The 19,405-nt window shown below is 67.7% G+C and carries 21 protein-coding genes and 1 tRNA gene; 13 read left to right on the forward strand and 9 right to left on the reverse strand.

The genetic code is table 11. The features are described 5' to 3' along the window. The first annotated feature begins 27 nt into the window (after window positions 1-27). Window positions 28-327, forward strand: a complete 300-nt coding sequence (locus tag AC1DB1_RS16030) for a helix-turn-helix domain-containing protein (protein WP_477201515.1) — start codon at window positions 28-30, stop codon at window positions 325-327. A 60-nt stretch (window positions 328-387) separates the two neighbouring features. Here the strand turns inward: AC1DB1_RS16030 and AC1DB1_RS16035 are convergent, their stop codons facing one another. The 4 genes from AC1DB1_RS16035 to AC1DB1_RS16050 form a co-directional block, all read right to left on the reverse strand. Beyond that, the gene (locus AC1DB1_RS16035; RefSeq protein WP_271178208.1) at window positions 388-705 is read right to left on the reverse strand and encodes a hypothetical protein; all 318 of its coding nucleotides are present in this window, start codon (window positions 703-705) and stop codon (window positions 388-390) included. A 116-nt stretch (window positions 706-821) separates the two neighbouring features. Then, window positions 822-1,556 carry an ABC transporter ATP-binding protein gene (locus AC1DB1_RS16040; protein ID WP_271178209.1) on the reverse strand — a complete coding sequence of 245 codons (735 nt, stop codon included), beginning with the start codon at window positions 1,554-1,556 and terminating at the stop codon, window positions 822-824. Next, complete coding sequence (locus tag AC1DB1_RS16045; RefSeq protein ID WP_477201516.1) at window positions 1,557-2,369, reverse strand: ABC transporter permease; 813 nt, start codon at window positions 2,367-2,369, stop codon at window positions 1,557-1,559. A gap of 42 nt (window positions 2,370-2,411) precedes the next feature. Continuing rightward, window positions 2,412-3,104, reverse strand: a complete 693-nt coding sequence (locus AC1DB1_RS16050; RefSeq protein WP_271178210.1) for a phosphocholine cytidylyltransferase family protein — start codon at window positions 3,102-3,104, stop codon at window positions 2,412-2,414. A 277-nt stretch (window positions 3,105-3,381) separates the two neighbouring features. Between AC1DB1_RS16050 and AC1DB1_RS16055 the strand changes: the two genes are divergently transcribed. The 3 genes from AC1DB1_RS16055 to AC1DB1_RS16065 all read left to right on the forward strand — a co-directional run bounded on the left by AC1DB1_RS16055 (window position 3,382) and on the right by AC1DB1_RS16065 (window position 6,641). Further along, window positions 3,382-4,725 carry an ABC transporter ATP-binding protein gene (locus AC1DB1_RS16055; RefSeq protein ID WP_477201517.1) on the forward strand — a complete coding sequence of 448 codons (1,344 nt, stop codon included), beginning with the start codon at window positions 3,382-3,384 and terminating at the stop codon, window positions 4,723-4,725. After that, window positions 4,701-6,278, forward strand: coding sequence for a hypothetical protein (locus AC1DB1_RS16060; protein ID WP_477201518.1), 1,578 nt, complete (start codon window positions 4,701-4,703; stop codon window positions 6,276-6,278). The genes AC1DB1_RS16055 and AC1DB1_RS16060 overlap by 25 nt, the downstream gene beginning before the upstream one ends. Window positions 6,279-6,356: 78 nt before the next feature. Beyond that, window positions 6,357-6,641: a DUF3039 domain-containing protein gene (locus AC1DB1_RS16065; RefSeq protein WP_271178214.1), complete on the forward strand. Its 285-nt coding sequence runs from the start codon at window positions 6,357-6,359 to the stop codon at window positions 6,639-6,641. Window positions 6,642-6,668: 27 nt separating this feature from the next. Here the strand turns inward: AC1DB1_RS16065 and AC1DB1_RS16070 are convergent, their stop codons facing one another. Next, complete coding sequence (locus tag AC1DB1_RS16070) at window positions 6,669-7,979, reverse strand: nicotinate phosphoribosyltransferase (RefSeq protein ID WP_271178215.1); 1,311 nt, start codon at window positions 7,977-7,979, stop codon at window positions 6,669-6,671. Between the two features lie 56 nt (window positions 7,980-8,035). On the opposite strand from AC1DB1_RS16070, the gene murI reads away from it, so the two are divergent. The 4 genes from murI (at window position 8,036) to AC1DB1_RS16090 (ending at window position 11,273) form a co-directional block, all read left to right on the forward strand. Continuing rightward, window positions 8,036-8,857: a glutamate racemase gene (gene murI / locus AC1DB1_RS16075; RefSeq protein ID WP_477201519.1), complete on the forward strand. Its 822-nt coding sequence runs from the start codon at window positions 8,036-8,038 to the stop codon at window positions 8,855-8,857. A 95-nt stretch (window positions 8,858-8,952) separates the two neighbouring features. Next, window positions 8,953-9,693, forward strand: coding sequence for a ribonuclease PH (gene rph, locus AC1DB1_RS16080; RefSeq protein ID WP_477201520.1), 741 nt, complete (start codon window positions 8,953-8,955; stop codon window positions 9,691-9,693). After that, window positions 9,690-10,289, forward strand: coding sequence for an RdgB/HAM1 family non-canonical purine NTP pyrophosphatase (rdgB, locus tag AC1DB1_RS16085; RefSeq protein WP_477201558.1), 600 nt, complete (start codon window positions 9,690-9,692; stop codon window positions 10,287-10,289). Before rph ends, rdgB begins: the two co-directional genes overlap by 4 nt. Window positions 10,290-10,361: 72 nt before the next feature. Continuing rightward, window positions 10,362-11,273 (forward strand): cation diffusion facilitator family transporter, encoded by a 912-nt coding sequence (locus AC1DB1_RS16090; protein WP_477201521.1) that lies wholly within the window; start codon window positions 10,362-10,364, stop codon window positions 11,271-11,273. Between the two features lie 20 nt (window positions 11,274-11,293). Here AC1DB1_RS16090 and AC1DB1_RS16095 read toward each other — a convergent pair whose 3' ends face one another. The 4 genes from AC1DB1_RS16095 to AC1DB1_RS16110 all read right to left on the reverse strand — a co-directional run bounded on the left by AC1DB1_RS16095 (window position 11,294) and on the right by AC1DB1_RS16110 (window position 14,732). Beyond that, complete coding sequence (locus tag AC1DB1_RS16095; RefSeq protein WP_477201522.1) at window positions 11,294-12,037, reverse strand: DedA family protein; 744 nt, start codon at window positions 12,035-12,037, stop codon at window positions 11,294-11,296. 192 nt (window positions 12,038-12,229) lie between these two features. After that, a tRNA-Leu gene (locus AC1DB1_RS16100) sits at window positions 12,230-12,311 on the reverse strand. 17 nt (window positions 12,312-12,328) lie between these two features. Then, window positions 12,329-13,363 carry an LLM class flavin-dependent oxidoreductase gene (locus AC1DB1_RS16105; RefSeq protein ID WP_477201523.1) on the reverse strand — a complete coding sequence of 345 codons (1,035 nt, stop codon included), beginning with the start codon at window positions 13,361-13,363 and terminating at the stop codon, window positions 12,329-12,331. 106 nt (window positions 13,364-13,469) lie between these two features. Continuing rightward, window positions 13,470-14,732 carry an MFS transporter gene (locus tag AC1DB1_RS16110; RefSeq protein ID WP_477201524.1) on the reverse strand — a complete coding sequence of 421 codons (1,263 nt, stop codon included), beginning with the start codon at window positions 14,730-14,732 and terminating at the stop codon, window positions 13,470-13,472. Window positions 14,733-14,817: 85 nt separating this feature from the next. On the opposite strand from AC1DB1_RS16110, the gene prfB reads away from it, so the two are divergent. The 5 genes from prfB to AC1DB1_RS16135 all read left to right on the forward strand — a co-directional run bounded on the left by prfB (window position 14,818) and on the right by AC1DB1_RS16135 (window position 19,382). Then, entirely contained in the window at window positions 14,818-15,933 is a 1,116-nt protein-coding gene (gene prfB, locus AC1DB1_RS16115; protein WP_271178220.1) for a peptide chain release factor 2, read from the forward strand. 138 nt (window positions 15,934-16,071) lie between these two features. Next, entirely contained in the window at window positions 16,072-17,175 is a 1,104-nt protein-coding gene (gene ftsE, locus AC1DB1_RS16120) for a cell division ATP-binding protein FtsE (RefSeq protein ID WP_477201525.1), read from the forward strand. Then, entirely contained in the window at window positions 17,172-18,080 is a 909-nt protein-coding gene (gene ftsX / locus AC1DB1_RS16125; RefSeq protein ID WP_477201526.1) for a permease-like cell division protein FtsX, read from the forward strand. The genes ftsE and ftsX overlap by 4 nt, the downstream gene beginning before the upstream one ends. Window positions 18,081-18,150: 70 nt before the next feature. Next, window positions 18,151-18,627: an SsrA-binding protein SmpB gene (gene smpB, locus AC1DB1_RS16130; RefSeq protein ID WP_271178223.1), complete on the forward strand. Its 477-nt coding sequence runs from the start codon at window positions 18,151-18,153 to the stop codon at window positions 18,625-18,627. A 14-nt stretch (window positions 18,628-18,641) separates the two neighbouring features. Then, window positions 18,642-19,382: a tyrosine-protein phosphatase gene (locus AC1DB1_RS16135; RefSeq protein WP_271178224.1), complete on the forward strand. Its 741-nt coding sequence runs from the start codon at window positions 18,642-18,644 to the stop codon at window positions 19,380-19,382. The last annotated feature ends 23 nt before the right edge of the window (window positions 19,383-19,405 follow it).

Raw genomic sequence — 19,405 nt, forward strand, 5'->3', positions numbered from 1 at the left:
CCGCACGTGCGCCCGTAGTTATGTTGTATGGCTGTCCCACACTCGCACGCTGCACGGATCTTCGGGGAGCGGGTGCGCAGCGCGCGCATCGAGCTCGGGCTAAGTCAGGAGAGTGTGGCCGATCTCGCCCAGATGCACGTGACCAACCTGGGCAAGATCGAGCGCGGCTGCGCCAACCCGAGCCTGCACACCATCGTGCGCATCGCGGGCGTTCTGGGTGTCGACGTCGGACACCTGACCGATGGAATCAAGGCCGCGCACCTGCCGGAGGAACTGCAGGTGTTCTCGGCTGCCGAGTTCCTGCGAGCACGGAGCATGCGTCGCTGAGCTCGTGCACCGGGCTCCAGCCGCGGGCCGGGACCGATCGTCGGACCCGGCCCGTGAGCCTCAGAAGCTGACGTGCCAGAGGTACTCCTTGCCGTCGGGCGGGAACCAGCGGATGACCAGCACGGTGTCCCGTGCGAGGTCGTCGCCGGTGACGATGGCCGAGACGGCGGCACCCGGGGCGATCGAGGCCGGCGCGCTCACTCGGAGCTGCGAGCGGCCGGAGACGCTCACGGTGACCCCGCGGAGCACGTGCGGCCCGGTGTTCACCAGCCGGTAGACGGGCGGTGCACCGCGGTCGACCTGCCACGGGACCTGATAGGCGGGGCCGCGTGAGCGGCGGACGGACAACGGACGACGGGGACCTCGACAACGAACCATGCGGCAAAAGTAACCACCGCGTCCGACGCTCCACCGGCATCCGCCGGAGGAGGGCCGATCTCGGTGGAGAACCTCGAAGATCCGTCGTCTGTGGAGGACGCGAAGCCGATCCGGGCTCAGGATCCGTAGTCGCGGTTGTACAGCTCGAGAACGTCGTCGATGGGGCCGTCGAGCACGAGGCCGCCCTTGTCCAGGTACAGCCCCCTGGTGCAGAACCGGCGCAGGTCGCGCTCGTTGTGCGAAACGAAGAACAGCGTGCGGCCGCCCTCCAGGAGTTCCTCGATGCGGCGGTAGCACTTCTCCCGGAACCCGCGGTCACCGACTGCGAGTACCTCGTCGACGAGGATGATGGGCTCTTCGAGCTGGGAGATGACGGAGAACGCGATGCGCACCTTCATGCCGGAGGAGAGGTGCTTGTACGGGGTGTCGACGAAGTCGCCGATCTCGGCGAAGTCGATGATGCTGCCGAACCGTTCGTCGATCTGCGACCGCGACATCCCGTGCAGGCCCGCCGTGAGATAGACGTTGTCGCGCACGGTCAGGTCGTCGACGAAGCCGCCGGTGATCTCGATCAGCGGAGCGACGCCGTCGGCGACGCGTACGCTTCCCTCGTCGGGGAGCATCACACCGGCGACGAGTTTGAGCAGGGTCGACTTGCCCTGACCGTTGCGGCCGACGACGCCGATGGACTCGCCGGGCTGCACGTCGAAGGTGACCTGGCGCAGGGCCCAGAAGTCATCGGGTCGCATGCGCCGCTGGCGGTTCGAGAAGAGGTCTTTGAACGAGCGACGGCCACCACGATTGCGCCGGAAGCGCACTCCGAGTCCGGTCACGGCGATGACGGGCGCCACCTAGATCTCCTTCAAGACGTCGCGCTCGAAGCGCTTGAACACCAGACAGCCAATCAGAAGGAGGACGACCGACATGGTCGCGCTCACGGCCACCAGGTACCAGTTGAGCTCCTGCGGGAAGAAGGCCGACCGATAGAGGCTGAAGATGCCGGTCAGGGGGTTGAACGCCGCCCATCCGTGCATCGCGGCCGGGAGGTCGCGCGCGCTGTAGATGATCGGCGACGCGTAGAAGAGGAAGCGCAGGAAGAGCTTGATGGCGCGCTCGAGGTCGCGGAAAAAGACCACGAGCGGCGCGACGATGAGGCCGACGCCGACGGTCAGCACCGTCTGGATGACGATCGCCAGCGGAAAGAGCAGGATGTCGATGTTGACGCGAGCGCCGCTGAAGATCGCGAAGACGGCGAGCACGGGAAGCGCGAGCAGGAACTCGATGCCCTTGGACGCGACGATCCTGTTGACCCAGATCGAACGGGGGATCATCGTCGACCGGATCAGCTTTGACTCGCGCAGGAACGCGCGGGTGCTGTCGGAGACGGCGCCGTTGAACCACATCCATGGCAGCAGGGCGGCGAGCAGGAAGACGATGTACGGGTTCTCGCCCACGTCCCGCTTGAAGACCTGCGTGAACACGAACCAGTAGATCCCGCTCATCACCAGGGGATCGAGGATCGACCAGAGGTAACCCAGCGCACTCGTGGAGTACCGCACGCGCAGATCGCGCGCCGTCAGCAACCAGAGGGAGTGGCGATAGCGCGCGAAACGGGTCCGCTGCGCAGGGCGCACCGCGCTGAATGTACTGGTCACAGAACCCATCGTATTGATCGTGGCTGCATGCTCGTCACGCAGCCTGTACGACTATACGAAAAGATTGGCCCGCTCGAGGTCCTCCGCGAAGTCGACCTCGACCGCGTACAGGTCGGAGATGTCGATCGGCTCGACGAGCATCTTGTCCTGCTCGATGGCAAGCTCGATGCCGCGCTCGAAGTAGTCCTGATCGGCCACACGCTGGAGCTGGCGCAGGAGCGCCGCCTTGTGCGTGCTGGAGACGTAGTTGATGCCGACCGCCTCGCCGAGGCCGCCCTTGACCGTCTTCGACAGCTCGTGGATGAAGCCCTCGGGACCGGTCGTGTACTTGACCTCTTCGTCGGCCACCGACGACGTGTTGACGGTGACGAAGGTCTGGTCGCGGTTGACCGCGGCGGCCGCGCGCACGAGAACGGCAGGGTCGAAGACGACGTCGCCGTTCATCCACAGGACGCCGCCGTTGCCGGACGCCTGCAGGGCGCGCATCAGGCTCTTCGAGGTGTTGGTCTGGTCGTACTGCTCGTTGTAGACGAAGGAGGCGTCGGGGAAGGCCTCGATGATGTGCTCCAGCTTGTAGCCGACGACGATGGTCACCTTGGCGTCTTTGCCGAAGGCGGCGTGGATGTTGTCGAACTGCTGCTGCATGATCGTGCGGCCGTCGCTGAGCTCGGTCAGCGGCTTGGGAAGGCTGCGTCCGAGGCGGCTGCCCATGCCGGCGGCCAGAATCACTACCTGGGTCGTCACAATTGTCTCCTTGAGTTCCGTGCGGACGTGATTCGATGGAGTCATCACCATCGATTCACCGGATCTGGAAGTGGTTCACCCAGGGTTCACCCGCACTTACGCGTATCGACACCCCTTCATGCCTCCACCAGAGTACCGGCGCACCCTTTCGAGGGGCAGGGGTTGACGCAGGTCGTTGCGGGGTCGTTATTTTCCTCACAGGACTTTCCTAGGCTCCGGTTTCCACAGATTGCCTGCCGGGTGTGCCAAGCCGAGGAGGGCTTGGTACGTTAGCGGGGTGAGTTCCGAGCGCGTGCCTTCCGACAGCCCCGAGCCCGACCAGGTGGCGGGCGCGGAGGCGAGCGAAGGTGCCGCGGCGGCGCAGACGGCGGCCGTCAAGCCGGCGTCGAAGCCCCGCCCGACGCGCTCGAAGAACGCAGCGGTGGGGGATCGATCGGGGGACGGAATGGCGCCAGAGACGGGCGACGACGAAGGGGTGCGCCCGGCCGCGCCGGCACGCACGTCGACACGACGACCGGCCTCGGGCCCGGCGAAGACGGCGGCCGCGGCTGCCGGATCGACGACGCGCACGACGCCGGCACGCAGCCCGCGCACGAAGTCTGCTGGATCATCCGGTGCCCGTGGGGCCGGCGCGCGCACATCGAGCCCGAAGGCGAAGACAGCGGCCGAGGTCGTGGCGCCGGAGGTCGACACCATCGCACCCGCCGCCGACACGGCGATCGTGGTCGAGACCGTCGAGACGATCGAAAAGGTGGACACGGTGGTCACACCGCCGGCGGTCGTTCCCGAGGTCGCCGTCGAGGTGACCGAGCAGCCGGATGTCCCCGAGCCCGCCCCGGCGCGGGCAGCGGAACCGATCGCGCCGAGCGTGCTGTCGATCACCGGCCTGCACAAGCGCTTCGGTGACACCATCGCCGTCGACGGCGTCTCGCTCGAGGTTCGCGAGGGCTCGTTCTACGGCATCGTCGGCCCGAACGGCGCCGGCAAGACCACGACGTTGTCGATGGTCACCGGCCTCTTGCGCCCTGACGCCGGCCGCGTCGTCGTCCACGGGGTCGACGCGTGGGCGGATCCGGTGAAGGCGAAACGCACCATCGGCGTGCTCCCTGACAAACTGCGGCTGTTCGACCGGCTCACCGGCGCACAGCTGCTCCACTACGCGGGCACGCTGCGCGGCCTGAACGCGAACACCGTCCGGTCCCGTTCCGCCGATCTGGCCAAGGCCTTCGGCATCGAAGACGCCCTCAACCGCCTGGTCGCCGACTACTCGGCCGGCATGACCAAGAAGATCGCGCTCGCGGCCGCCATGATCCATTCGCCCCGTCTGCTGGTCCTCGACGAGCCGTTCGAATCGGTCGACCCGGTCTCGGCAGCGAATGTCATCGACATCCTCCAGCGCTATGTCGCGGCCGGAGGCACGGTGCTGCTCTCGAGTCACGGAATGGACCTCATCCAGCGCGTCTGCGACAGCGTCGCGATCATCGTGCGCGGTCAGGTGCTCGCGTCGGGCACGATCGACGAGGTGCGCGGCGAGCAGACGCTGGAAGAACGCTTCGTCGAGCTCGCGGGTGGGCGCAAGGCTGCGGAAGGCATGGAGTGGTTGCACAGTTTCTCGGACTGAAGCTGAGGCTGATGGGCAACGCCTTCCGGCGGAGCCCCTGGCAGGTGTTCGGTCTGGTGTTCGGGCTGCTCTACGGCCTCCTGATCACGGTGATCGTGGTCGGTGTGCTGATCGGGGCGCGTCTCGTTCCCGACGTCGCCTCCGTGCAGGCGGTGCTCGTCGTCATCGGGTCGATCGTCGTGCTCGGCTTCGCCGTGCTCCCCTTGATCTTCGGCGTGGACGACACCCTCGATCCCCGCCGGTTCTCCCTGTTCGGCATGCCGAACAGGCAGCTGTCGACCGGCCTGCTGCTCTCCGCGCTCATCGGCGTGCCGTCGCTGGTGCTCACGATCTGCTCGCTCGGCACCGTCATCACCTGGTCACGGGACCCGGCGACCACGATCATGGCGCTGATCTCGGCGGTGCTCATCATCCTGACCTGCGTGCTCGCGTCACGCGTGTCCACATCGCTCGCCTCCTTCGCGCTCGCGACGCGTCGCTCGCGGGAGTTCGGCGGCGTGATCGGCATCCTGATCATCGTGCTGGTGTCGCCCGTGGTGTTCCTCCTGCTCACTGTCGACTGGGGCCGTGACGGTCTCGGTGTCGTCTCCGGTTTCTCGGCGTGGCTCGGCTGGACGCCGCTCGGCGCTGCCTGGTCGATCCCCGGCGATGGAGCAGCAGGGGCGTGGGGAGCAGCACTGCTCAAGCTCGTGATCGCCGTCGCCACCGTCGGTCTCCTCTGGCTCGCCTGGACCGCGCTGGTGGCGAAGATGCTGGTGACGCCCGCCCGCGAAGCGAACGTGAAGGCCTATGTGGGGCTCGGCTGGTTCGGGCGGCTCCGCGGTGGCCCGACCGCGGCGATCGCCGCCCGGTCGATGACCTACTGGGGGCGCGATCCCCGGTACTGGATCGCGATCGTCATGATCCCCGCCGTGCCGATCCTCATCATCGTGGCACTCACGCTCGGCGGCATCCCGGCCCATTACGCATCGCTCGTGCCGCTGCCGATGATCTGCCTGTTCCTGGGCTGGACGATCCACAACGACATCGCCTATGACAACACGGCGATCTGGCTGCACATCGTCTCGGGCACGCGCGGGATCGCCGACCGGGTCGGCCGCATCTTCCCGCCGATCCTGGTCGGCATCCCGGTGGTCGTGATCGGCTCGCTCATCACCACTGCCGTCTTCGGCGACTGGGCGGTGCTACCGGCGGTCGGCGCGCTGAGCGGGGCCATCCTGCTCATCGGGCTCGGACTCTCCAGCGTCGGATCCGTGGTGTTCCCGTATCCGGCGACCAAGCCGGGGGACAGCCCGTTCACCCAGCCGCAGACCTCGGGCGCGTCCGCCGCACTGGTGCAGTCGATCAGCTTCTTCGCCATCATCATCCTGGCGTCGCCGATCATCGTCTTCCTGGTGCTCGGACTCACCGTCTCGCCGATCTGGCTCGGCATCGCGCCCGTCGCCGCCATCGTGCTGGGATTCGGCTGTCTCTTCGGCGGTCTCTATCTGGGGGCCAGGGCGTTCGACCGTCGCGGACCGGAACTGATGGCGTTCGCCAACCGCAACGACTGACGCAGCGAGCAGTCCGACCGGCCGGGCGGTCGAAGGCGCCGAGCGTCGGACCGCGCCAAGCGATTTAGACTGGACGGCATGTACGACGCAAGCATCTCCGAACCCGGTGGCATCCCCGACGGCGGCGGAACGGCAACGCTCGACCGCGAGCTCGAGGAGCTGCTCCAGAACCAGAACGTCGACCCGGGCGACCATGAGCGCTTCTCGCACTACGTGAAGAAGGAGCAGATCCTCGAGTCGGCGATGACCGGCAAGCCGGTCAAGGCGCTCTGCGGAAAGATGTGGACGCCGGGCCGCGACCCGGAGAAGTTCCCGGTCTGCCCGACGTGCAAGGAGATCTACGCGAAGCTGCGCGACGAGTAACGCGCACGCGCAGTAGATCGTCGACCGCTAGACGTAGATCGTCGGAAGCACGGGATCCCCGCGTCCCAGCCGGAAGGCCTGATCGGGCAGCTCCCGCATCGCAGCTTCGCGGTGCGAACGGGCAGCGATGGTTCCGGCCGCGCCCAAGAACTCCGGATGCGCCTCGCCGTCCGTCATCAACGGCACCAGGAGCGAGCGTCCGTTGTCGTCGGGAGCCGCTCCGTTTTCGACGATGTGGATCGCCTCGGCGATCGCCGTCCCCGACGGGTTCAGCCGCCGTACCGGATGCTTGCGACCAGCGATGCTCGCCTTGCCCTCGGACTTCTTCGCCACGGGGATCCACTCGCCGTCGCCGTTGTGGCTGCGGTGGGCGACCAGCTTGTAGACCATGCCGGACGCCGGGAACCCGGACCCGGTCACGACGGACGTGCCGACCCCGTAGGAGTCGACCGGCGACGCCTGCAGTGCCGCGATGGTGAACTCGTCGAGATCGTTGGTGACGGTGATCCTCGTGTTCGTCGCGCCGAGCCCGTCGAGCTGCGCGCGCACGGTGCGAACGAGGTTCGGCAGGTCGCCGGAGTCCAGCCGCACGGCGCCGAGCTGCGGGCCCGCCACCTTCACGGCGAGGTCGATGGCGTGCTCCACGTCGAAGGTGTCGACGAGCAGCGTCGTTCCCGGGCCGAGTGCGTCGACCTGGGCTCGGAACGCGTCCTCTTCCGAGTCGTGCAGCAGCGTGAACGCGTGCGCCGCGGTTCCCATCGTCGGCACGCCCCAGGTGCGTCCGGCCTCGAGGTTGGAGGTCGCGCTGAAGCCGGCGATGAAGGCGGCGCGGGCTGCAGCGACGGCGGCGCCCTCGTTGGCGCGGCGCGAGCCCATCTCAGCCAGGGGGCGGCCGACGGCGGCGGTGACCATGCGGGCGGCCGCGCTGGCGACCGCGGAGTCGTAGTTGAACACGCTGAGGATCAGCGTCTCCAGGATGACCCCTTCGGCGAAGGGGGCGTCGACGACGAGGAAGGGCGAGCCGGGGAAGAAGACCTCACCCTCGCGATAGCCGCTGATGGTGCCGCTGAAGCGGTAGTCCGCGAGCCAGTCGAGCGTCGCATCCCGCACGACGTGGTTGCTGCGCAGCCACTCGAGTTCCGGTTCTTCGAAGCGGAACCGCTGCACGAGATCGAGCAGGCGCCCCGTCCCGGCCAGGATGCCGTAGCGGCGGCCGGTGGGCAGGCGTCGCGTGAATGCCTCGAAGACGCACTCTCTATCGTGCGTGCCGGCCAGGAGCGCGGCATCGAGCATCGTGAGTTCGTAACGGTCGGTCAAGAGCGCTGATGAGCCGGTCACCCGCTCAGCCTAGCCCGGCGGACGGGGCTCAGCGCGGCGTTGTATGGTGTCTTCTTGTGACCGATGCACCGATTGGAATCTTCGACTCGGGTGTCGGCGGACTCACCGTCGCACGCGCCATCCGCGACCAGCTCCCCAACGAGTCCATCCTCTACGTCGGCGACACGGCGCACTCTCCCTACGGTCCGAAGCCGATCGCGGACGTGCGCCGCTACTCCCTCGAGGTGCTCGACTTCCTGGTCGATCAGGGCGTCAAGATGCTCGTCATCGCCTGCAACACCGCGTCGTCGGCGATGCTCCGCGACGCGCGCGAGCGCTACTCGGTGCCGGTGATCGAGGTCATCCAGCCCGCGGTGCGTCGCGCGGTGGCGGCAACTCGCACCAACCGGGTGGGCGTGATCGGCACGCTTGGAACCATCAACTCCCGCGCGTACGAAGACGCGTTCGCCGCCGCGCCGTCGCTCGAACTGTTCACGCAGGCCTGCCCGCGCTTCGTCGAGTTCGTCGAGGCCGGGGTGACCAGCGGAGACGAGGTGCTGCGGGTGACCGCCGAGTACCTGAGGCCGCTTCGCGACGCCGACGTCGACACCCTCGTGCTCGGATGCACGCACTATCCGTTCCTGAAGGGCGCCATCTCGTACGTGATGGGGGAGGGCGTCACGCTCGTCTCCAGCGACACCGAGACCGCTAAGGATGTGTACCGCACACTGGTCGGGCAGGGGCTCGAGCGCACGGTCACGGCGCCCCCGAGCATCCGGTACGAGGCGACCGGCATCGACGCCGATGACTTCCTCCGGCTCGCTCACCGCTTCATCGGTCCGGAGGTGTCGCGTGTCGACCTCGTCCAGACCGGTGTCATCGAGCTGCCGCGACTCTGACCCCGCTCGCCGCACCATCCGGACAGCCGAGCAGACCCCACCACAGCCAGCAGACCCCACGACAGCCCACCGCAGACCCCCACCAAGGAGATCCCGTGACCGACATCACCCGCGCCGACGGGCGCACCCCCGACCAGCTCCGCCCGGTCACCATCGAGCGCGGCTGGAGCAAGCAGGCAGAAGGATCCGCCCTCGTCTCCTTCGGCAACACCCGGGTGCTCTGCACCGCCTCCTTCACCAACGGCGTTCCGCGCTGGATGGCGGGCAAGGGCAAGGGCTGGGTCACCGCCGAGTACGCCATGCTCCCGCGTTCCACCAACGACCGGATGGACCGCGAATCGGTCAAGGGGAAGATCGGCGGCCGCACGCACGAGATCAGCCGCCTCATCGGCAGGAGCCTCCGGGCCGTCGTCGACATGAAGGCGCTCGGCGAGAACACCCTCGTGCTGGACTGCGACGTTCTGCAGGCGGACGGCGGCACGCGCACCGCGGCGATCACCGGCGCATACGTCGCCCTGGCGGACGCGCTCGAGTGGGGTCGCGAGCACCGCTTCATCGGTCAGCGCGCGACGCCGCTGATCGACTCCGTGTCGGCCGTCTCGGTCGGCATCATCGACGGCACGCCCATGCTCGACCTCGCGTACGTCGAGGACGTGCGGGCGGAGACCGACATGAACGTTGTCGTCACCGGCCGCGGCCGGTTCGTCGAGGTGCAGGGGACCGCCGAGGGCGCACCGTTCGACCGTCGCGAGCTCGACTCGTTGCTCGACCTCGCGCTCGGCGGCGCCGAGACGCTCGCGGGCATCCAGACCTCGGTGCTCGCGGAGGGGCGCTGACCGTGCAGGTCGTCCTGGCCACGCACAACCGGCACAAGGCGGCCGAGTTCCAGCAGATCCTCGGGGATGCCGTGCCGGGGCTGGAGATCGTCGCGTACGACGGTCCGGAGCCGGTCGAAGACGGTGTGACGTTCGCCGCGAACGCGCTCATCAAGGCTCGAACCGCGGCCGCCCACACGTCGCTGCCGGCGCTTGCCGACGACTCGGGCATCTGCGTGGATGCGATGGGCGGCGCACCGGGGATCTTCTCGGCGCGCTGGGCGGGCAGACACGGCGACGCCGAAGCCAACCTGCGGTTGCTGCTCGACCAGCTCGCCGATCTGCCGGAGGAGTCGCGAGCCGCGCACTTCACGGCGACTCTGGCGCTGGTGACCCCGGAGGGCGATGAGACGATCGTCGAGGGTCTCTGGCCCGGGCGGATCGCGCCGGAGGCCCGTGGCGAGCATGGTCACGGCTACGATCCGATCTTCATCCCCGACGGCTACGACGCGACCGCAGCCGAGCTCGGCCCCGCCGTGAAGAACGCCGAGAGCCACCGTGCCCGAGCGTTCGCAGCCGTCGTCCCCGCCCTGCGCGCGCTGGTCGCGGAAGGCTGATGAGAACGGCACTCATTCCTATCTAGGCGCGCGCTCTGGCGCGCCGCACCGGCACTGCTTACCGTTGAAGTAATGAGTCACGACCACAGCCACGCGCACCACGCGAACCGCCGTCGTCTCCTGATCGCGATCGGGATCGTCGGGGCGGTCTTCGTCGTGCAGGTGGCCGGGTCGCTGCTCAGCGGCTCGCTGGCCCTGCTCGCAGACGCTGGTCACATGCTGAGCGACGTCACGGGCCTCATCGTGGCACTCATGGCGACGATCGTCGCCGCCCGGCCGCCCAGCGATCGTCAGACCTTCGGCTACCAGCGCGCGGAGGTTTTCGGTGCGCTCATCAACGGCGTGATCCTCGTCGTGGTGGCCGTCAGCGTCACCGTCGGCGCGATCGGCAGGCTCGTCGGTGGCGGCGATGTGCACGTTCAGAGCACGCCGATGCTGATCGTCGCGATCATCGGGCTCGTCGCGAACGCGGTGGCACTGCTCGTGCTGCGTCCCGCAGCATCCGGATCGATCAACATGCGGGGCGCCTACCTGGAGGTCCTCGGCGACCTGGTGGGGTCGGTAGCGGTCATCGTGGCGGCCGTCGTGATCATGCTCACCGGTTTCGTGGCAGCGGATGCGATCGCATCGCTGCTGATCGCGGCGCTCATCGTGCCGCGCGCCTTCTCACTGCTGCGCGATGTGGTGCGGGTGCTCAGCGAGTCCGCTCCCGCCGACACCGACGTCGCCGAGATCCGTGACCACATCTGCGGCACGAAGGGCGTCGTCGCGGTGCACGACGTGCACGTCTGGGCCATCACGTCCGGCGCTCCGGTGTTCACGGCGCACGTGGTCGTGGAGCCGCAGGTGTTCCGCTCCGGGAAGACCGGCGAGCTGCTCGACGAGCTGTCGGGATGCCTGTCGGCCCACTTCGACGTCGAGCACTCGACCTTCCAGCTCGAGCCGGCGGAGCACGCCGCGCACGAGGACGAACTGCACCGCTGACCGCGCGGCGCCGACCCGTCTCAGCTCTCGGACTGCTTCTTCTGGAAGATGCCCGGGTCGAGGGAGACCTCGTCGTCGGTGGGGACGTGGTCGGCCTCGGCGCGGGCGGCGGCGTTCTTCTTCGCCTTCCGGCTGGTCTGGATGTAGTGGTACAGCGTCGGCACGAGCGTTATCACGACGGCGCCGAGCAGGATGACGTCGATGTACTTCTGCACGAAGTCGGCCACCGGCGGGATGTACCCGATGAGGAAGCCGAAGTAGGTCAGGCCAGCGCCCCACAGGAGCGCACCGGCCGCGTTGTACAGCGAGTACTTCTTGTAGTTCATGTGCCCGACCCCGGCGGCGACCGGCGCGAAGGTGCGCACGATCGGCACGAAGCGGGCGAGGATGACGGCGAGGGCGCCGAAGCGATCGAAGAACTTGTTGGTGCGCCGCACGTTCTCCATGCTGAACAGACCGGTCTCTTTGCGTTCGAATACGCGCGGGCCGAGCTTGTGGCCGATGAGATAGCCGGCCTCGCCGCCGAGGAACGCCGCGAACGCGATCGCGAGGGCGACCCACCAGATGTCGAGTCCGAACACGAGCACCGTGTTGGTCAGCAGGCCGGAGATCACGAGCAGCGTGTCGCCGGGGAGCAGGAAGCCGACGAGCAGGCCGGTCTCGGCGAAGACGATCGCGCAGACTACGACGAGGGCCCAGGGTCCGGCACCGGTGATGATGGTGTGCGGATCGAGCCACGGGATGAGTGCAGCGTGATGGATCAAAATTCTCCAGAGCGGATGGGTCGACGGATGCTCAGAGTTTAGCCGCGCCGACCTGCGGAATCGGTGCGAATCCTGTGCGCCGCCCGAAAGATCATCCCGTGGTCTGACGGGCCCCCGAACGTCGTCGAAGGGTGGCGAACACATCGACATCCGGCGTGTTTAGGCGCATTTGCCGCCCCTCAACGAATGGAGTGCGGGAGAAGGGACTTGAACCCTCACGCTCGAAAGCACAGGAACCTAAATCCTGCGTGTCTGCCAATTTCACCACTCCCGCGGTCGCGCTATGCGCGGCTACGACAATAGCTCATGCACCCGCGGCGCCACCTCGGTGCCGTAGAGCTCGATCGCCCGCATGAGGTGGTCGTGGCCGAGCGTCCCGTTGCTGATCTTGAGGTCGAACCGTTCGAGACCCAGCCCCTTCGCGGCGTACGCGATCTTCTGAGCGACCGTCTCCGGGGATCCGACGACCAGTGCGCCGTCCTCGCCGGCCTCGTGCTCGAACCGCGCGCGGGTCGCCGGCGGCCAGCCGCGCTCGCGGCCGATCCGGTTCGTCATCGCCTCGTAGTGCGGCCACAGGATCTCCTTGGCCTCCTCGTCGGTCGCCGCGATGAATCCGGGGGAGTGGACCCCGATGGGGAGGTCGGTCGGCTGCTCGAACTGCTCGAGCGCGCGACGGTAGAGCTCCGCGAGGGGCTGGAACCGCATCGGTCCGCCACCGATGATCGCGAGCATGAGCGGAAGGCCGTAGTGCGCGGCACGGACGACCGATTCGGGGCTGCCTCCCACGCCGATCCAGGTCTTCAGCGGACCGTTGTCGAGCTTGGGGTACACGGACTGGTTCTCCAGCGAGGCACGCAGCGCGCCGCTCCAGGTGACCGGCTCCTCCTTGCGGAGCTCGGCGAAGAGGTTGAGCTTCTCCTCGAAGAGCTCCTCGTACTGGGTCAGGTCGAGACCGAACAGCGGGAAGGACTCGATGAACGAGCCGCGCCCGAGGATCACCTCGGCGCGACCGCCGGAGACGCCGTCGAGGGTCGCGAACCGCTCGAACACGCGCACGGGGTCGTCCGAACTCAGCACGGTCACGGCGGTGCCGAGGTGGATGTTCTCGGTGCGGCCGGCGATGGCGCCCAGGACGACCTCGGGGGCCGACACGGCGAAGTCGGCGCGGTGGTGCTCGCCGATGCCGATGAAGTCGAGCCCGACCTGATCGGCGAGCACACCCTCCTCGACGACGTTGCGCAGCACCTGGCCGTACGTCAGCGGCTGCCCGTCCGGTCCGTTGGTGACGTCACCGAAGGTGTCGATGCCGAGTTCGAGTTTCGCCATGGTCGCAATCCCGTCTAGTTGTATGCGTTTGCATGCACCTCAACCGGGCCGCGCCGCCGCATATTCCAGCCCCAGGGTAACGAGGGGCCGGACGCACGCGCCAGGGTCAGGCGGGACGCGGCCGGCGGGGGACGAAGCGGGGGATGTAACGGGCGAGCAGTCCTGCGCCGACCAGCCCGAGGACGCCGATGACCCCGCTGGCGACCGCGATCGAGGCCACGGCGGTGAGCAGCGAGACGAGCAGAGGGGCGGCAGCCTGCCCCGCGTCGCCGGCGAACCGCCAGGCGCCGAGGAACGGCGCCGGTGCGTCCTTCGGCGCGAGGTCGGCTCCCAGCGTCATGATGATGCCGGAGCCGATGCCGTTCGCGACCGACAGGAAGAGCGAGACGCCGATGTACCAGGCGACCCGCGCATCCAGGTCGTGGGTGAAGGCGAGGGTGATGAAGCCGGCCGAGAGCCCGAGCATCGACGGGATGGCGCTCCACATGCGGCCCCAGCGGTCCATGATCTGGCCGCTGGCGTAGAACAGGGCGAAGTCGACGGCGCCGGCGATGCCGATGATGAGGGCGGTGTTCGATTCGCTCAGCCCGATGCTCACGGCCCACAGCGGCATCAGAACGGTGCGTGCGGAGCGGATGGCTCCGATCAGCGCGACCCCGGTACCCATCCTGGCGAGCACGGCCCGGAACGACCAGATGGTGCGGAACAGTCCGCGCGTGCGCTCGTCCGCCTCCTCTTCGCCCTCCGTGAACTGCTCGCCGTGCTCGACGACCGTGGGCGACGGCCCGAACATCTTCTCGGGGTCGGGCAGGGCGATCAGAACGATGACAGACCCGAGGCAGCTGATGATGAAGATCCAGAACACCGACTGCGTCGACCCCGTGAGCGCGATGACGAGGGAGGAGATCAGCGGCCCGATGAACCATCCGGCGCGGAAGATACCGCCGAGGGTCGAGAGCGCCCGCGCCCGGTAGCGCGCGGGAACGTACGACGTCATGAAGGCGTGCCGGGCCAGGGCGAAGACGGCGGTGGCGAGACCCACGACGAAGATGCCGCCCATCAGCACCCAGTAGTTCGGTGCGATGAGGCAGACGACGACGCCGAGGATCGCGAGCGCAGCCGCGTAGATCATCGACGTGCGCTCGCCGATGCGCGAGACGACCCACCCGCTCGGGATGTCGCCGACCAGTTCGCCCAGCATCACCATCGACGAGATCAGTCCGGCGATGGCGAGACTCGCTCCCAGGTTGCCGGCCGCGATCGGGATGATCGGGATGATGGCGCCCTCGCCGATCGAGAAGAGCAGGGTGGGGAGGAACGCCGCGAGTGCGACCGACCGGAAACTGAAGGGGCGCTGGTCGGAAGTCATCTCGTTAACACACTACAACTGCCCGTCTCCCGGTCGGTTCCCGCTGGGTGCACGCGCAGCCCGCACCGGTAGGCTGGACGGCGACATGATGGAACTGGACCTTTCGCAGCAGATCGCCGACTTGCGCTCAACCTTCTCGGACATCCGATCGGTGGTCGACGTCGACGCGCTGACCGCCGAGATCGCCGACCTCAGTGAGCAGGCGGGCGTGCCCGACCTCTGGGACGACACCGAGCGTGCCCAGAAGGTGACGAGCGCGCTCAGCCACCGGCAGTCCGAGCTCGCCCGCATCAACTCGATCCAGCAGCGCCTCGACGACCTCGAGGTGCTCATCGAGATGGCGAACGACGGCGAGGGCGACGAGGAGACCGCCGCCGAGGCGCGCACCGAGCTGGAGGCTCTGCAGAAGACCCTCGGCGAGCTCGAGGTCCAGACCCTCCTCAGCGGGGAGTACGACCCGCGGCCCGCCGTGGTGACCATCCGCGCCGGTGCGGGCGGCGTCGATGCGTCCGACTTCGCCGACATGCTCCTGCGCATGTATCTGCGCTGGGCCGAGCACCACAAGTACCCCGTGCAGGTCATGGACACGAGCTACGCGGAAGAGGCCGGCATCAAGTCAGCGACCTTCGAGGTCGACACGCCGTACGCGTATGGCACGCTGAGCGTCGAGGCCGGCACGCACCGGCTCGTCCGCATGAGCCCGTTCAACTCGGCCGGTAAGCGTCAGACATCGTTCGCCGCCGTCGAGGTCATCCCGCTCATCGAGGAGACCGAGTCGATCGAGATCCCCGAGAACGACATCCGCGTGGATGTGTTCCGTTCGTCCGGCCCCGGTGGGCAGTCGGTCAATACCACCGACTCCGCCGTTCGCATCACCCACCTGCCGACCGGCACGGTGGTCTCGATGCAGAACGAGAAGAGCCAGATCCAGAACCGTGCCGCCGCGATGCGCGTGCTGCAGAGCCGTCTGCTCCTGCTGCAGCGCGAGCAGGAGGCAGCGGCCAAGAAGGAGCTGGCCGGCAACATCACCGCCAGCTGGGGCGACCAGATGCGCAGCTACGTTCTCGCTCCGTACCAGATGGTCAAGGACCTCCGCACCGACTACGAGGTCAACAACCCCAGCAACGTGTTCGACGGCGACCTCGACGGCTTCATCGCCGCCGGCATCCGGTGGCGCGCGGGCGCGAAGGCCGACGCGTAGTCCGACGGGCGGGTCGCGCAGAGTTCGTCCGGCATGGATAGCGACCATCCGGCGTTCACTCGGAGGCCTATCAGGCTTGGGCCGCCCTGGCATGTCGCTGCTGCGGATCGCGCCGGTGTTGCTTAGTCTCTAGAAGTCATGATCCGGTTCGAACACGTATCCAAGCAGTACGCGGGCACACAGCGCCCCGCACTCAACGCCATCAATCTCGAAGTGCTGCGCGGAGAGTTCGTCTTCCTCGTCGGCGCGTCCGGCTCGGGCAAATCGAGCTGCCTGCGGCTGATCCTCAAAGAGGAGAAACCGACCAAGGGCAAGATCCACGTGCTCGGCCAAGACCTGGGCACGATCTCGAGCCGCAAGGTCCCCTACTTCCGCCGCAACATCGGCGTGGTCTTCCAGGACTTCCGCCTGCTCCCGAACAAGACGGTGTTCCAGAACGTCGCCTTCACGCTTCAGGTGATCGGAAAGTCCCGTGGCTTCATCCAGGAGGCCGTTCCGGATGTGCTGAAGATGGTCGGCCTCGACGGGAAGGCGCAGCGGCTCCCGCACGAGCTCTCCGGTGGAGAGCAGCAGCGTGTCGCCATTGCCCGCGCCGTCGTCAACAAGCCCCAGGTGCTTCTCGCCGACGAGCCGACAGGAAACCTCGATCCCGCGACGAGTGCCGGCATCATGGCCGTGCTCGAGCGCATCAACGCCGGCGGCACCACGGTGCTGATGGCCACCCACGAGGCCGCGATCGTCGACCAGATGAAGCGCCGCGTGATCGAGCTCGTCAACGGCCAGATCGTGCGCGACGAGCGCCACGGCGGATACGGCTTCACGGCCGCCATCCCGACCGCGTCCGCGATCGTGCCCGATGAGCCGGATGCCGTGGGCGCGCCGGTCGGTCAGCTCGCGTACGCGCCGCAGCAGGCCGCACCGATGGGGCGTCCTCAGGTTCCGACCTCCAACCCGCAGACGCCGGTCACCGCGCCGGCTCCCGTGTACACGGCCCCCGTGACGGCGCCGGGCTGGAACGATCAGGACGTTCCCGCCGCAGCGCAGCAGCCGATCTACCAGCAGCCGGCGGCGCCGCAGACAGCAGCGCCCCAGCCTGTGCCTGAGCAGCCGGCGACCGTGCCGCCCGCACCCTCGAACGGCGAGCAGCTGCCCGATCACCTGAACTTCACCGCCAATCTCGACCTCCGCGGCCTCCGCGATGACACCGAACGCGGCGAGCAGAATGTGGGGCCGACCAAATGAGATTCGGCCTGATCTGGTCGGAGGCCGCGAATGGCCTGCGACGCAACGTCTCGATGGTGATCTCGGTCATCCTCGTCACCTTCATCTCGCTGACCTTCGTCGGCACCGCTGTGCTGCTGCAGATGCAGATCGGCCAGATGAAGACCTACTGGTACGACCGCGCCCAGGTCGCGGTCTACATGTGCCTCGACACCGACGGCTGCCCCGGGGGTGCCGCGACCGACCAGTCGATCGCCGCGGTGAAGAAGCAGCTCCAGTCGCCGGAGCTCGCCCCGTACATCCAGAAGTTCTACTTCCAGGACCAGAAGCAGGGCTACGAACAGTTCAAGCAGCAGTTCAAGGGCAACCAGATCGCGGAGTTCGTGACGCCGCAGATGATCCCGCAGGCGTTCTGGATCAACCTCAAGGATCCGAGCCAATCGGCCGTGCTGACCGAGACGCTCTCCGGCGCCGACGGCGTGCAGAGCGTCGTCGACCAGCGCAGTTACCTCGACCAGATCTTCTCGATACTGGGTGCCGCGAGCCTCACCGCGATCGGCATCGCCGCGTTGATGCTGGTGGCCGCGGCGCTGTTGATCGCCACGACCATCCGATTGTCGGCGTTCTCGCGAAGACGGGAGCTGGGTATCATGCGGCTGGTCGGCGCGTCGAACAGGTTCATCCAGACGCCGTTCATCCTGGAGGGCGTGTTCGCGGCACTGATCGGGTCGATTCTCGCGGCCGTCGCGGTATGGGCGATCGTGCACGTCTTCGTGCGCGGCTACCTCGCCGATCAGATCAAGTCGATCAACTTCGTCGGCGACTCCGATGCGTTGTTCGTCGTCGCCCCGATCCTGCTGCTCGTCGGCATCGTGCTTGCCGCGATTTCGGCCAACTTCGCCATCTCCCGGTATTTGAAGGTCTAGTTCGGGTTAGAGTGGACGGCTGCCCGGCGCGTGCCGGGCGGCATCCGATCGAACGCGTCAGGAGTGAGCTGTGCCCAGGGAACGTGGCCAGAAGGTGGTGGCCACCAATCGTAGAGCCCGCCACGACTACACCATCGAAGACACCTACGAGGCCGGTCTGGTCTTGACGGGGACCGAGGTGAAGTCGCTGCGGGCCGGTCGCGCGTCCCTCGTCGACGGCTACGCGTTCGTCGACGGCGGGGAGGCCTGGCTCGACGCGGTGCACATCCCCGAATACGCCGACGGGACCTGGAACAACCACGCTCCGCGGCGCAAGCGCAAGCTCCTGCTGCACAAGGCTCAGATCCTCAAGATCCACAACAAGGTGAAAGAGGGCGGGTACACGATCGTCCCGCTGCAGATCTACTTCAGCGACGGCCGGGCCAAGGTCGAGATCGCCGTCGCGAAGGGTAAGCGCGAGTACGACAAGCGCCAGGCACTGCGCGAGCGTCAGGACAAGCGCGAGGCGGATCGCGCGATGTCGAGTCGCAGCCACCTCGGCGAGTGAACCAGACTGAGAGCATGAGCCCAGCCGCCGCCCGCATCCCCGTCCCCGGTACGTTCAACTTCCGCGATGTCGGTGGTTATCCCGTCGACGGCGGTATTACGCGCTCGGGCAAGCTGTTCCGCTCGGACGGACTGCACAGCCTCGGCGACGCCGGAAAGGCCGAACTGCGCGAGCTGGGCGTCAAGGTCGTCATCGACCTGCGCGACGACTTCGAGACCGAGGCGATGCCCGACGACCTCGATGGACTCGACGTCGAGGTGCTGCGTCTGCCCGTGTTCGAAGGATCCGGTGCGTCGCAGTCGACGATCGGAGCGACCCTCGACGACCTCTACGACAAGATCGTCTTCCAGCACACGGACGTGGTGGTCTCGGCGCTGCGGGAGATCGCGGACACCGCGGACGAGGGCGTCGTCGTGCACTGCACGGCGGGCAAGGACCGCACCGGCATCGTGGTCGCCCTCGCTCTGCTCGCCGTCGGCGTCGACCGCGAGACCGTGGTGGACGACTACGCGCAGACCCAGGGCTACCTGGCCGGCGACTGGCTCGAACGGATGCTGACACTGGTCGCCAGCCACGGCGTCGAGGTCACGCCCGACCTCCGGGTCATCATGGGCGGCAGTCCTCCCGAGGCGATGGAAGCCGTGATCGACCGCATCGTGCGCCGGCACGGGGGAGTGCGCGAGTACCTGCTCGCTGCCGGCCTCGACGAACTGGAGCTGGCGAAGCTGCGTGCGGTTCTCGTCGACCCCGCGTAGCGGCTCGCTCCCAGACACACATA

It is taken from the genome of Leifsonia sp. 10N434, assembly GCF_056394405.1.